Source organism: Mucilaginibacter sp., assembly GCF_028288225.1.
Lineage (GTDB): Bacteria > Bacteroidota > Bacteroidia > Sphingobacteriales > Sphingobacteriaceae > Mucilaginibacter.
In genome coordinates this window covers 32,331-45,922 of sequence record NZ_JAQBOC010000095.1, presented here as the reverse complement: position 1 = coordinate 45,922, position 13,592 = coordinate 32,331, and the positions used below count along the sequence as shown (strand labels likewise).

The window sequence follows — 13,592 nt, the reverse complement described above, 5'->3', positions numbered from 1 at the left end:
GAAATCTTGATTCCTGACTCTTGACTTCTTGCTTCTTTTACAACGTAATTAATTAATAAATATATATACACAGACGGTTATGCCAAAAATGAAAACCAATTCCAGTGCCAAAAAGCGCTTTAAGCTTACTGGAACAGGTAAAATCACCAGGAAGAACGCCTACAAAAGCCACATCTTAACCAAGATGTCGACAAAACGTAAGCGTAACCTTACCCACACCAGTTTAGTATCTGATGCGGATATGGGTAACGTAAAACGTATGCTTTGCATAGGTAAGTAATTAACAAATTTTTAACTAGGTATTAGAGTCTTTAAGTTCATTAAATTGACACTCACTACCAAAAAACAACAACATGCCACGTTCAGTTAACGCAGTAGCGTCGAGAAGACGCCGGAAAAGAATCATGAACCTTGCAAAAGGTTATTGGGGTTCACGCAGCAAGGTTTATACCGTTGCAAAAAATACAGTAGAAAAAGGCTTACAGTACGCTTATCGTGACCGTAAGACCAAAAAAAGAGAATTCAGAGCTTTATGGATCCAGCGTATTAACGCAGGTGCCCGTCAGCACGGAATTTCTTACTCACAATTAATGGGTAAATTAACAGCAAGTGAAATTGGTTTAAACCGTAAGGTATTAGCTGATCTAGCTATGAATCACCCTGATGCTTTTAAAGCAGTTATTGATGCAGTAAAATAAACTAAGATTTTTAGGATTTAAAGATTCTTAGGATAAATATTAAAAACCCGCTTAACGCGGGTTTTTTTGTGGGGTTACCTATCGTCTTTGCGAGGAACGAAGCAATCTATTCAAAGGACAATCAGAGACCTAAATATTCATGATGACCAAAGAACTCGCCTGCTGTTATGTTACCATTTAGCCTATGGGTAGCGAGTGCAAGGTTTGCTTCGTTCCTCGCAGCAATGACGCAATAGATAAGAGGGTTACAATGTTATAATGCCTTCTTCTTCAGGGATATCCATGTATTGTTTAAAGTTCTGCACATCATCGTCAACCAGCTTTTTAAATACTGGGTTTAAAACATGAGCAACGCTTGCGCCAAATCCGCCAGCAGGGGGTTGATAGCTTATAACAACATCAATTTGGGTGCCGCCATTTTCCGAATCGCGGAAACGAATCTTACCCGCATTATCAATAATTGAATCGGGGAGAGAGCTCCAGCCGATCATATAACCCGGATCATCATGAACAATTTCAGCATCCCAGCTTACATTAGCTACTCCTGTAGGTAGTTTTAAAACCCAATGTGAGCGCTTTTCATTAATTACATTCACACTTTCCAGGTGTTTCATAAACAAAGGAAGGTTATCCAGCTTTCGCCAAAAATCATAAACCTCGGTTCGGGATCTGTTAACAGTCAAAGAAGACCTGATATTAATATTTACCGGGGAAGTGTTGATTTTACCGGCCTGCGAGTAAAGTTCACAATGCCCGCTGATGCCCCGGTTTACCAGGTAGCCACCGGCACCAAGCTTTAGAATACTGGTGAAAGGACTTTTAAATATATTCCTGATGCCCGAAAAGCTCAGCTTTACACCTGCAGCTATTGATATATAACGTTCGGGCCAATTCAAATTTATGTTCGCAGAGCCGTTATTATCATCCGGAATCCGCTGTAATAATGCAGTTGACATATAGTATTGTTTAAATAGATACTCCAATTCAACAAACCATACCCCTGATTAGTTTTGATTATTATGATTTCACCGATTAGAAGATGATTACACCGATTTTGGACCGCTGGTTCTAGGCTGATTTGGTGATTGCGCTAATTTAGTAAACCTATTTCAGTACAAGACAATCTTCAACTTAATCAACCTAATCCAACTTAGTCATCTCAATCAACTAATAGCTAAACTTAAACGCGGACAAATCAGGCAAATGTTTTTTGGGTCTATTTAATTCATATTGATAGATCACCTGGCCCAGATTTTTCATGAAAGGGAGGCATACAGTGGTATACTCATATTTGTTATCATTATAGATCTCATCTTCGTTTGATTGCACTACGGCGGTTAAAATGAATTCCACATTGTGCTTGAAATCAACTATGTAGGCATTGTCAATATTATAGCCGTATGAGTCGCCTACCTTGTTAAAGATCCTGATATCCGGGTTAATAACTGCTGTACTATCGCCGCCATAAAAAAGAAATTTACAATAGGCAGGGTAATAGTCGGGACGATTATAGGTTGGCTTTACACTTTCGCCGGGAAACATGCTCATGTAATGGTAGATGAATTTGTATTCCTCCGGTTTCAAATTGAATTGTTGTTCTTTTGGAAAGGAATCGGGGAATAGTAACCGTTTTAATACCGATTGCATATCAGCAATGGTATAAACATTCTTTTCGCTGAAATCAAAAGGCTTCATTATCAGTTTATCATTTTTGTCGAGGTAGCCTTTGCCTTGTACCATGTTATCCAGGTGCATTGGGTAGTCTTTTATGTCATATTGTGCAGGCTGGTGATAGATGAGCTTATCATCATTATAAAAATCGATGGCATTGGTATGTTTAGCGTTTTCGCCGCCATCATAAACAGACAAACGGCCAATAATGCGGGTGTTATTTAAGCCATACTTTTTTAATTTGTTGTTGATCTCCGCCCGGCCAACAAATTCATATAGCCTGTTATAGGCATAGTTATCACTTACTAAAAGGATATTCTTTATATAATTCTCAATACTTGGCAAGCCATCGGCTGATGAGGTATCTTCAGCCATTTTTGTTTCACCGTCAAATGAGCTGTCAGTTTTCATAACCGATCTCATGGTTAAACCAGGAATATTCAATTCATGCAATTTTTCCAGTGCAAATATGGCCGTAGGTAGTTTAACCGTGCTTGCCGGGTAAAAATAATGATTGGCATTAAGCTGGTAACTGTAAGAGGTAAAGTGAGGCACATTGTTTTTATCCCTATTAATCTGCGTATAGAGGATCTGCACCTCATTATGTGTGGGATGATTCATAACACCGCTAAATAGTTCCGGGTGCACTTTCAATATGGTTTTCAGAAAAATAGTATCCGGTTGTTGGGCTGAAGCAGTTAATAGCATGAATGATAGCAGGAATGTGTAATAAAGTTTCATCAGCATAAATATACAAATGAAAGTTGTTGTTTATAAATTCTTATCATACTTTTACACCGCTTTAGGTTTTCTTAAGGGTAATGCCATAAGAAATTAAAAGGGAATACGGTGTAATTCCGTAACTGTCCCGCAGCTGTAAGCTCCATAACCGTTGTTCAATCAATTGGTCACTGTCCAGGTAAAATATGGACGGGAAGACCGGGCAATAGGGGAGTAAGTCAGAAGACCTGCCAAGGCATAAATATTATTCACGGCTTTCGGGGATTGAAGCTTGAATGTGAAACTCTTCTTCTGTGGTTTCTATTTCAAATTTGTATTCTGTAGCCGTGGGTTTAACCCGCAATACATGCAAGGAATTGAGCACTACTTAAAAAGTATTTTATCTTTTTTACCAGGATTATTCCTATGCTTTGTTTTGCCTTTTTCTGTAAATGCTCAGACCGATACTGCTAAAAAGTTAAATGAGGTTAAGATAAAGACCGCGCCAATACCCCAGGTACAAAGTATGACGCCGATGCAACAAATTTCAGCAAATGCTTTTGAGCAATACAGCGCTTTTGATGTTGCCGGTGCTATAAGAAATTTTTCAGGTGTAAATATTAAAGATTATGGCGGGATAGGCGGTTTAAAAACGGTATCAGTAAGGGGTTTGGGAGCTAACCACACAGCAGTTTTATATGATGGAGTATTGCTGAATGATGCCGAAAACGGGCAGGTTGATTTAAGTAAGCTTAATTTAAATAATGTCCAGGATATTACTTTGTTTAATGGCCAGCCTGCAACCATTTGTATGCCGGCAAGATCCTTCACAGCAGCGAGTATCCTTTCCATCAGAACTATTAAACCAGCGCTTACAGCAAATAAACCTTACCAGGTTACTGCCGGAATAAAAGCAGGATCATTTGGGTTGATAGAACCGTATTTACAATGGCAGCAGCGGATTAATGACAATTGGTCATTTATTGTAAATAGCTATTTTGAAAATGCAAACGGGCGATATAAATATCAAAACAGCGGAAATGGATCGGATTCTACACGTAATCGTCTCAATTCCGACATTTCTGCCAAGCAGGTTGATGGTGCTTTGTACTGGACAAAAAATGATAGTAATAAATTTAATCTGCATATAAACTACTATGACTCCGACAGGGGTTTGCCCGGCGCTGTAATACTTTATAATGCAAATCCTTCAAAAGAGCGCTTATGGAACCGGGACTTTTTTATGCAGACCGGTTATGAACGGATCTGGGCCAGCGGGGTTCATTTATTTTTGAATACCAAGTTATCCCAGAATTATCATCGCTACCTTAATCCAGATTTTTTAAATGAAGAACATAAGTTAGATCAACGCTTTACACAACGTGAGATTTATCAATCTGCTGCTTTAGCTTATCATTTCGCAACTAACTGGGAAGTTTCCTATTCTGCAGATGTAGCTGTTAATGATCTGAACGTTCTGTTCAATTATCCTTATCCATTATTTCCTCATCCAACTAGGTTAACAATATTAAATGTATTGGCATCAAACTTAACCCTTGGGAAATTTCAATTAGAAGGGAGCTTATTGAATACAAATATTACCGAAACGGTTAAAGCTGGCCGGGCAGCCCCGGCACGGCATAATTTTTCGCCGACTTTATCAGCTGCTTTTAAGCCATTTGAAAATTCAGGGTTTCAGTTAAGGGCCTTTTATAAATACATATTCCGGAATCCAACATTTGATGATTTGTATTATGGCGGAATAGGCAATCCTAACTTAAAACCGGAATTTACAAACCAATTTGATTTGGGCGCTACCTACAGCAAAGCCCTAAATGGTTTTATTGATTATATAGCATTAACCGCTGATGCCTATTATAATCATGTAACCAATAAAATTGTATTTATCCCTAAAGATGCTTACAATGGTTCTATCCAGAACTTTGGTAAGGTTGATATAAAGGGGATTGACGTTAGTTTAAAAACACAAACTAAAAGTATCAGCGGATATAAGGGATCACTGTCATTAAATTATAGCTACCTGCAGGCACTTAATATTACTGATCCAACATCAACTATATATCTTAATCAATTACCATATACCCCAAAAAATACAATAGCTTTTAACACAGGTATTGATCATGGCCATATCGGGTTATATTTTAACCAGATTATTTCGTCATCAAGATATTACACCAATAATAATCTCCCGGATGATTATATCCCCGGATACGCTATAAGTGAGGCCTCTTTTGTTTATCACACTGTATTAAAGAATAAACCTTTGCGTGCGTCAATTGAGGTGAATAACCTTTTTGATAAAAACTATTTTGTTGTACAAAGCTATCCGATGCCAGGTCGCTCATTCAGACTTTCAATTCAAATAATTATATAAATAATCATGAAACAAATTAAACTTAGCCATTTACTTATTGCCATAACGTTCGTAATGGTATTGGCATCGTGTCATAAAGACAAAATTATCCCTAAAACTGATAATCCTACTGCAACCAGGGCTGGTTTGTATGTGTTAAACCAGGGCGGTTTTGGAAGTAATAACAGTACACTTACTTATTACGACTATACAACCAAACAGCTTACCGCCGATCTTCTCAGCAGTGCTAATGGCGGCAGTAAAATAGGTGACACGGGCAATGATATTGAAATTTACGGATCTAAGATGTACATCATCGTTAACAACTCAAATAGGGTAGATGTTGTCAACGCCAAAACGGGTAAACTTATTAAGCAGGATAGTGTGCACCAATGCCGAAGTGTAGCTTTTTATAAAGGAAATGCATTCATTACTTCGTACGATGGTAACGTAGCAGTAATGGATACTACAACCTTAGCCATAAGTAAATATATTACAGTTGGTCGTAATCCTGAGCAATTAGTGGTTTCGAACGATAAATTGTACGTGGCCAATTCTGGCGGTTTAAGCTTTGGCAATCCGGATAAAACAGTGTCGGTGATTGACTTAACTTCGTTAAGTGAAACAAAAAAAATAACAGTAACAGCCGATCCTGTATCTCTTGCAGCTGATACATATGGAAATGTATACGTTATATCATTAGGCGATTTTGCAAGCGTAAAAGCAGGCATCACTATAATTGATAATAAGACTGATGCTGTAAAATCACAGATGGCGCCCTCCCTTGGTTATAATATACCAATTGTTGCGCAGGGTGATTTTGTTTACTATGTTACCGCTGATAATAAGATTGCTGTATATAATGCAAAAACACAAACCGCTGCACAAGCTAATTTTATAACTGATGGAACGGCTATCACTACGCCTTATGCGTTAGCTGCCGATGCATTAAGTGGCGAAATATTTGTTACCGATGCAAAAGATTATGCATCAAATGGCACTTTATATGCTTTTGATAAAACAGGTAAACTGGAGTATTCAATTGCCGTTGGTATAAATCCCGGTAAAATTGCTTTCGTAAATAAATAAGAAGAATAAAATATGATTTTATTTATGCAGATTATGTGTAATTTTACTTCACAATTTCAACTATGTCAACACAAAAATTAAATACCCGCACAGCAGTTCTGATACTGATAATATTAATAGCTTCAGTTTTCAGGCTTATAAGCTATGAGTTCCCTTCGTTAAGTAATTTTACGCCAATGGGCGCAATTGCTTTATTCGGAGGCGCTTATTTTTCTGACAAATGGAAAGCTTATTTAACGGTGTTATTAGCTTTGTTTGTAAGCGATATATTTATCAACTACCTGTATACATCTAAATGGGTATTATATTACAGTGGCTCAATTTGGGTATACCTGCCGTTTTTAATTATGGTTCTTATAGGTACTTTTATTAAAAAGCCAACTATTGCCAACGTTGGATTATCATCAATAGCCGCTGTTTGTGTGCATTGGCTGGTGAGTGACTTGCCATGGTTTTATGGAACCAGGTACCCACACTCGTTAACAGGCTATGGCATGTCTTTAACAGCTGCAATACCATTTGAACTTAATATGCTGATGGCTGATGTGCTATTTTGTGCTGTATTATTCGGTGGTTTTGAGTTGGCTAAGAGAAAATACACCGTTTTACGCAGTCAAAGAGAACTCGCTGTTTAACATAAGATAACTCATAAAAAAAGCGGTTCTGTAAAAGTGACCGCTTTTTTTATGAAATAATAATTTATTGATTATCCGGGTACTTTACGTTTTCTCTATAACCCCACGGTTATTTTTACAGCGGAGTTCATAAAGAATACACAGAGCACGGTAGTTTTTAAGAATTTAGAGAAGATATAACAAAAATGAAAAAGATAGTAGTACTAACCGGAGCCGGAATTAGCGCCGAAAGCGGTTTGAAAACCTTTAGGGACAGCGACGGACTATGGGAGGGATATAATATTGAAGATGTGGCAACTCCCGGGGCCTGGCACCGAAACCCGGAGATGGTGCAACAGTTTTATAATGAGCGCCGTAAATCAGTGATTGAGGCACAACCCAATGCTGCCCATTATGCGCTTGCTAAACTGGAAGAAAAATATGAGGTAACCATCATCACCCAAAACATCGATGATCTGCATGAGCGGGGAGGTTCAACCAATGTGTTGCACCTGCATGGCATTATTACCCGCTCGCAATCCAGCAAAAAACCAAATCTTACTTACCCAATTGATGGCTGGGAACTAAAGATGGGCGAAAAGTGTGAGTTTGGCTCACAATTAAGAGCACATGTTGTTTGGTTTGGTGAAGCGGTGCCTATGATAGAAAAGGCGGCGAAAATTTGTACAGCAGCGGATGTTTTTATTCTTGTTGGCTCATCACTTGCGGTTTATCCCGCAGCCGGACTTATTGATTATGTGCCGAACAATGTGCCTAAATACATTGTTGATCCTAACATTCCTTTAACCGGCCAGCAGAGTTCTTTTATTATAGTAGAGGAAAAGGCTACGATTGGAGTGAAAATGCTTGCAGATAAACTATTAAGATAACTTCATAATAAATCCTCCCTTATAATTATCTCTAAAAAATATAATGGAATACCTTAGTGTATAATTATAGTAGCTTAATTTAATAATTACTCACGTTTATTCAATTTAAAATAATTTAAATTTTCGATAATTTACAATTACTAGCTCTATTTTTGTTTTAATTATAATTTAATTAAAACAATTATCACAAATTTCAGTGTTTAGTGTTGTTTATTCTACTATAAATTTATTTATTTTACTAAAAAAACTTACACTAAGCTATAATAACTAGATATCGATTATTTTATTTGATGATAACTATATTTTGAATGTAACATAGCCTAATTAACTTACAATATTTTTATTGTTTTAACTTTTTTAGCGATTCTGTTAATATTTTTTTAACTAAAAATCATTTTTAGTTAAAAAATAAAGGTCGTACTGACATTAATTATTGTAATCGTAACAAAAAATACATACAGATTATATAAAATCAATAATTTCACCTTATTAATCACTTGGTTTTTTAAAAGTAAAGTAAAAATTCGCCATTTGTTTGTAATCTAATTGTTACAAGATAAATTGTGACCGTATTACTTATTAACTATTAACTAACTAAATGATTTAAGAATGAAGAAAAATTTACTTCTCAGTATTTTCTTTCTTTTGCTTTTTGTAGCCGGCAATTATGCCTATGCGCAAACCCGTACCGTAAGCGGAACGGTTACTGCAAAAGATGATGGCTTACCAATGCCCGGGGTGAGCGTAGTAGCAAAAGGTTACAAAACCGGAACACAAACCTCTGTTCAGGGCAAATTCACTTTAAGTGTTTCTTTAGAAGCAACTACATTAACATTTACTTTTATTGGTTACCAAAAGGTAGATGTACCTATCCCGGCAAGTGGAGTTGTTAATGTTGTGCTGAATAACGATTTTAAGCAACTCAGTGAGGTAGTTGTGACAGGTTCAGGCGTGGCTACCAGTAAAGCTAAACTTGGGATTGCTGTTGAATCGGTTTCTGGTAAAGCCCTAACATCATCACCACAAGCATCTATTGATCAGGGTTTGGTGGGTCAAATTCCCGGTGCCCAGATTTCTTCTGTTGACGGTACCCCGGGTGCAAAAACTAATATTATTTTGAGAGGTATTAATACTGTTCAGGGCATTACCTCACCAATGATACTAGTGGATGGGATTGAATCCCGCACAACTGATCTAAGCCAGCTTGATCCGGCTACTGTTGATCACGTTGAAATTGTGCAGGGAGCTGCTGCTTCAACAATTTATGGTGCACAGGGTGCAAACGGTGTTATACAGGTATTTACCAAAAAAGGAAAATTAGGTAAAGCCCATATAGACATTTCATCAAGTTATTCTGGTAGCAATTATATAAATCAGGGGGATGTTCACCAGGCAAAATTGAGCAGCTTTGCAGTAGATGCCAACGGAATTTTTATTGATGCCAGTGGTAATCCGATCGTGCGAGACCGGGACGGCAGGTACCTGGGGATCCAGTGGGCTTATGGAGGAGATCCGGCAAATGGTCATCCCACGGCTATGTCAAATCCTTTAAACGTTGCACATCAGCAATATGGAACAAACTTAAAGTATTATGACCACCTTGCACAGCTATTTAAAACAGCTTACACAAGTAACAATAGTGTAGCCTTTTCTGGTGCAAACGAAAAATCTGATTATAACTTAACGCTTTCTAATAACCACCAGCAAAGTAATATAAAGAACAATGGTTATAATGACAGGACAAATCTAACCGCTAATATAGGGGCTGAACTATTTAAAGGCTTTACAATCCGCTCTGTAACACAGCTCATCTATACTAAAAACACATTGAACCCCAACTATGGCATAGGTAACTCAGGTGGAATATTTGATGTACTAAATGCATCTCCTTTCTATGATTTTAATCAGAAAAATCCTGATGGAAATTATCCTTTATCATTAAACTCCGGTACGGTGAGCGTAAACGGATCAAATCCTAACTATTATACGCAATGGGCAAACCGGGTATCTAATCGTGAAGACCTGTTGCAAAGCCTGCAGGCAGACTATAAGATAAATAAATTTATAACGTTGAATGCCAAATATGGCCTTAACTATCAGCATACAGAGCAAAATACTATTTTCAAAAATCAGGCTGCTACGCTTACCGCGATAGATCTTAACTCATATTATGGCGTTTATGCCGCTATCCCTAAAGGTGAACTTGATAAAAACACCAGTAGTACCGTATTCCAAAACTTTAACGGTTCGGCAATTATTAAAACCGATTTTGAAAAGGATTTTCACATTAACTTACCTATAACTACAAGTACCTTATTAGGTTATGATTACAGGAAAAATGTAGATAAGCAATTTAATAGCTATGGGTTAGAACTACCGGTTTATGCTATCTATAACTTTAATCAAACAGCTACACAAGCCGTATCATATGATTATACTACTCCTTTTATTACTTACGGGTTCATTTTAAACCAGAAAATTGATTTTGGTGATTATGGCGGTGTAGCAGGTGGGTTCAGAAGTGATTATTCTTCAGCTTTTGGCGGTGGTTCAAAACCCTTTACTTTCCCTGACGTAAATGGTTATATCAGGCCCTCATCTTTTGATTTTTGGAAAAACTCAGGTATTGGAGTTATAATCCCTGAATTTAAGATCAGGGGTGGTTTTGGAGAAGCCGGTACGCAGCCGATGCCATTTGACAGGTATCCAACAATAAACCCCGCAAATTTGGGTACATCGTTAACATTCAATTTGCCAACTTCGCTGTCTAACCCCAATCTGATGGTTGAAGTTTCAAAAGAATATGAAATTGGCACCGATTTTTCTATAAAAGGCGCCTCAGGTAACTGGTTTAGTGAAATTAACATCAGCGGCACCTATTGGAGCCGCAAAGCGAGCAACGTTATTTATAGCATAAATACCACCCCCTCAACAGGTGGTAATAAAATACTGACCAATGCTATCGGCCTTTCTTCACATGGTTTCCAGGCATCGTTAAACGTTGGTATATTAAGATCAAGGGATTTTAACTGGAATTTCACCACTAATTTCAGTAACCAATCCACTACCATAACCAGTACAAACGGGCCGCCAATTATACTCGCTACAGCTGCCGGAAGTACCCAATTAACCTTAGCTGCAGGGCAAAAAATTGGCCAGATCTTTGGTAATAAAGCATTAACGAGTCTTAACGAAACAAACACTGCAGGTGTGCCATATATCCTTCCCGCTGATTACAGTAAGTACACAATTGTTGATGGCCGGGTTGTTAATATAGCTACAAAAGGGATTCAATTTGCAAATGAGGCTACTTCATTTGGCGATCCAAACCCTAAATTCAACGCGTCTTTTATAAATAATTTTACTTATAAGTCGCTTTCATTCGGTTTCCAGTTTGACTGGGTTTATGGCAGCCACCTTTATAACCAGACAAAAGAATGGCAGTACAGGGATGGTATTAGCGGTGATTACGATAAAGCGGTCAATATTGGTGGCACATCAGGAGCCTATACAGCCTACTACAGAAGTGCCTATGCAGACATTATCGGCGGAGTAAACGGTGCGAGGAATGGCACTAAAGATTATTTTTATGAAGGGTCTTCTTTCTTAAGATTAAGGAATATTTACCTTGGTTATGATTTCTCCAAATACCTTAACAGCAAGATATTCAGAAGAGCGGTTTTAACATTTACCGGTCGTAACCTCTTAACCTTTACTAAGTACACAGGTTTTGATCCCGAAATCAGTTCTGGCGCATCTAACTCACCATTTGACAGGGGAGTGGACCATGATTCAATGCCTAACAGTAAATCATACCAGATCGGTTTAAATCTTGGATTTTAATTGACTTTAATCAGAAAAAAAATGAAAAAATATAAATATATTATAATGTCGGTGATCATGGCTGGTATAGTTGTGACATCCGCGTGCAAAAAGCAATTGGATGTAAAAAATCCGAACTCGCCTACACTCGAGCAGGCAAAAACAGAATCCGGCCTAACCTCACTTGCAGCAGGAAGCGTATACATTAATGGCTTTGTAAATGGTGACGGATGGTTAGGAGATAGCTTTTTCTCCTTGTGTTATGGTTATCATGAATTGCTTGCCGATGATGTATCAGCACAGGCTTCAAACCAGAATGTTAACCTTGTTAATGTGCCTGATTACGCAATACTGGATGACGGTTCAAAGGTAATAAACACCCAGCCGCAAATAGCAAATTTAAGACTCAATAACTCCCGCGATAAACAGGGTACTAACATGTTCTACTACGAATGGCAGAGCATGTATGGCTTAAATAACGCTTGTAACCAAATTCTGGCTCTGGCAAATACTGTAACCCTGTCTGGTGATGCAGCGACTAAACAGGCTACCTATAAAGCCTGGGCTTATTGGTGGAAAGGCTATGCTTACGCAAGGTTGGGCTCAGTTTATTATGCAGGTATTATTAATAACGAAATAAGCGCTACAAATGCCACTTATGTTAACAGTGCCGCTTTAATAGCCGAATCAAATAAAAACCTGGCGCAGGCAGTTTCTATTTTAAATGGTATAACCGGCACAGATGTCTATACTGCTTTAATGAAGAAATTGATCCCTTCATTTTTCCAGGTAGGTAATGGCCAGGCGCCAACACCGGCAATGTTTGTGCATAGCATAAATACATTAATGGCGCGCAATCTGCTGGTTAACACCAGGACATCTGCTATGACAGCTGCCAACTGGCAAACTATCCTTACTTTAACCGCTACAGGTATTCAGTCTACTGATAACATATTTGCTGGGTTCTCAACAGCAAACAATTATGTGTTTTCACCCGGTGGAGGGTCGGTAGCTTTAAACACCTGTGGTGACGAAACTGTGAGTAGCTTTACAATAAGCGAAAGGTTGGTACAGGATATTAAGCCGGGCGATAAACGCTTAGCCGAAAACTTTTTACAGGTTAAACCATTCTTTAACCAGGTTGGCGGGTTTACTTTCAGTACAAGATGGAAATTGTATAATGCGAAAACTGACACTGTACCTAACAATGGCGCTATTCAGCTCGCTGATAAAACCCCGGGTAAACAGGAAGTTTATATAGGCGGAACCTATGAAGAAAACGAGCTGATGAAAGCCGAAGCGCTGATCAATACAGGTCAAATTGATCTTGGTTTGGCAAGTGTTGATAATGTACGGGCTTACCAGGGCGCAAAGCTTACAAAAGTTTCCGGCACAGGTTTAAATTTAGCCCAGGCACTTGAAGAGTTACGCAAAGAAAGACGCCTTGCCTTATTGTTTAGAGGAACAGCGTTTTATGATGCCAGGAGATGGGGGGTGATCTATGATGTTTCAGAAGGTGGCGGCAGAACCAATGCCGTTGTATTGTCACCTAATGGTGTATTAAGCACCCATGCAACTATCAACTATAATTTCCTTGATTATTGGGATGTCCCTGCTGATGAAGTGGTATTAAATCCACCGGGAGCAGGAAGTGCACCTGTTAAAAATCCGAAAAAATAAAACCCCGTTCTTATTATTATCAGTTAATGTTTAT

General features: G+C 38.1%; 10 protein-coding genes and 1 riboswitch. Of the genes, 8 read left to right on the top strand and 2 right to left on the bottom strand.

Going from position 1 to position 13,592, the window contains the following annotated elements; genetic code table 11:
• Positions 1–79: 79 nt before the first annotated feature.
• Both rpmI and rplT read left to right on the top strand, forming a co-directional pair.
• Positions 80–280: a 50S ribosomal protein L35 gene (gene rpmI / locus JWQ54_RS28140; protein WP_094570984.1), complete on the top strand. Its 201-nt coding sequence runs from the start codon at positions 80–82 to the stop codon at positions 278–280.
• A 73-nt stretch (positions 281–353) separates the two neighbouring features.
• On the top strand, positions 354–698 hold the full coding sequence (gene rplT, locus JWQ54_RS28135; protein ID WP_073400153.1) for a 50S ribosomal protein L20: 345 nt from the start codon (positions 354–356) through the stop codon (positions 696–698).
• Between the two features lie 245 nt (positions 699–943).
• Here rplT and JWQ54_RS28130 read toward each other — a convergent pair whose 3' ends face one another.
• Both JWQ54_RS28130 and JWQ54_RS28125 read right to left on the bottom strand, forming a co-directional pair.
• Positions 944–1,654, bottom strand: a complete 711-nt coding sequence (locus tag JWQ54_RS28130; RefSeq protein WP_299591263.1) for an SRPBCC family protein — start codon at positions 1,652–1,654, stop codon at positions 944–946.
• 211 nt (positions 1,655–1,865) lie between these two features.
• Positions 1,866–3,110 (bottom strand): serine hydrolase, encoded by a 1,245-nt coding sequence (locus tag JWQ54_RS28125; protein WP_299591262.1) that lies wholly within the window; start codon positions 3,108–3,110, stop codon positions 1,866–1,868.
• A 46-nt stretch (positions 3,111–3,156) separates the two neighbouring features.
• Positions 3,157–3,360, top strand: a riboswitch (cobalamin riboswitch).
• Positions 3,361–3,456: 96 nt separating this feature from the next.
• Here JWQ54_RS28125 and JWQ54_RS28120 point away from each other — a divergent pair.
• The 6 genes from JWQ54_RS28120 to JWQ54_RS28095 all read left to right on the top strand — a co-directional run bounded on the left by JWQ54_RS28120 (position 3,457) and on the right by JWQ54_RS28095 (position 13,558).
• Positions 3,457–5,484 (top strand): TonB-dependent receptor, encoded by a 2,028-nt coding sequence (locus tag JWQ54_RS28120; RefSeq protein WP_299591261.1) that lies wholly within the window; start codon positions 3,457–3,459, stop codon positions 5,482–5,484.
• Between the two features lie 6 nt (positions 5,485–5,490).
• Positions 5,491–6,552, top strand: a complete 1,062-nt coding sequence (locus JWQ54_RS28115; protein WP_299591260.1) for a YncE family protein — start codon at positions 5,491–5,493, stop codon at positions 6,550–6,552.
• Between the two features lie 62 nt (positions 6,553–6,614).
• On the top strand, positions 6,615–7,187 hold the full coding sequence (locus JWQ54_RS28110) for a DUF6580 family putative transport protein (RefSeq protein ID WP_299591259.1): 573 nt from the start codon (positions 6,615–6,617) through the stop codon (positions 7,185–7,187).
• Positions 7,188–7,372: 185 nt separating this feature from the next.
• Positions 7,373–8,056: an NAD-dependent deacylase gene (locus tag JWQ54_RS28105; RefSeq protein ID WP_299591257.1), complete on the top strand. Its 684-nt coding sequence runs from the start codon at positions 7,373–7,375 to the stop codon at positions 8,054–8,056.
• A gap of 609 nt (positions 8,057–8,665) precedes the next feature.
• A complete protein-coding gene (locus JWQ54_RS28100) occupies positions 8,666–11,899 on the top strand; it encodes a SusC/RagA family TonB-linked outer membrane protein (RefSeq protein ID WP_299591255.1) in 3,234 nt (1,077 codons plus the stop codon).
• Between the two features lie 21 nt (positions 11,900–11,920).
• The gene (locus tag JWQ54_RS28095; protein ID WP_299591253.1) at positions 11,921–13,558 is read left to right on the top strand and encodes a RagB/SusD family nutrient uptake outer membrane protein; all 1,638 of its coding nucleotides are present in this window, start codon (positions 11,921–11,923) and stop codon (positions 13,556–13,558) included.
• Positions 13,559–13,592 lie beyond the last annotated feature (34 nt).

Excerpts from the sequence above, each read along its gene's own strand:
- rpmI (WP_094570984.1), top strand. The coding sequence starts at position 80 with ATGCCAAAAATGAAAACCAATTCCAGTGCCAAAAAGCGCTTTAAGCTT.
- rplT (WP_073400153.1), top strand. The coding sequence starts at position 354 with ATGCCACGTTCAGTTAACGCAGTAGCGTCGAGAAGACGCCGGAAAAGA.
- JWQ54_RS28130 (WP_299591263.1), bottom strand. The coding sequence starts at position 1,654 with ATGTCAACTGCATTATTACAGCGGATTCCGGATGATAATAACGGCTCT.
- JWQ54_RS28125 (WP_299591262.1), bottom strand. The coding sequence starts at position 3,110 with ATGAAACTTTATTACACATTCCTGCTATCATTCATGCTATTAACTGCT.
- JWQ54_RS28120 (WP_299591261.1), top strand. The coding sequence starts at position 3,457 with ATGCAAGGAATTGAGCACTACTTAAAAAGTATTTTATCTTTTTTACCA.
- JWQ54_RS28115 (WP_299591260.1), top strand. The coding sequence starts at position 5,491 with ATGAAACAAATTAAACTTAGCCATTTACTTATTGCCATAACGTTCGTA.
- JWQ54_RS28110 (WP_299591259.1), top strand. The coding sequence starts at position 6,615 with ATGTCAACACAAAAATTAAATACCCGCACAGCAGTTCTGATACTGATA.
- JWQ54_RS28105 (WP_299591257.1), top strand. The coding sequence starts at position 7,373 with ATGAAAAAGATAGTAGTACTAACCGGAGCCGGAATTAGCGCCGAAAGC.
- JWQ54_RS28100 (WP_299591255.1), top strand. The coding sequence starts at position 8,666 with ATGAAGAAAAATTTACTTCTCAGTATTTTCTTTCTTTTGCTTTTTGTA.
- JWQ54_RS28095 (WP_299591253.1), top strand. The coding sequence starts at position 11,921 with ATGAAAAAATATAAATATATTATAATGTCGGTGATCATGGCTGGTATA.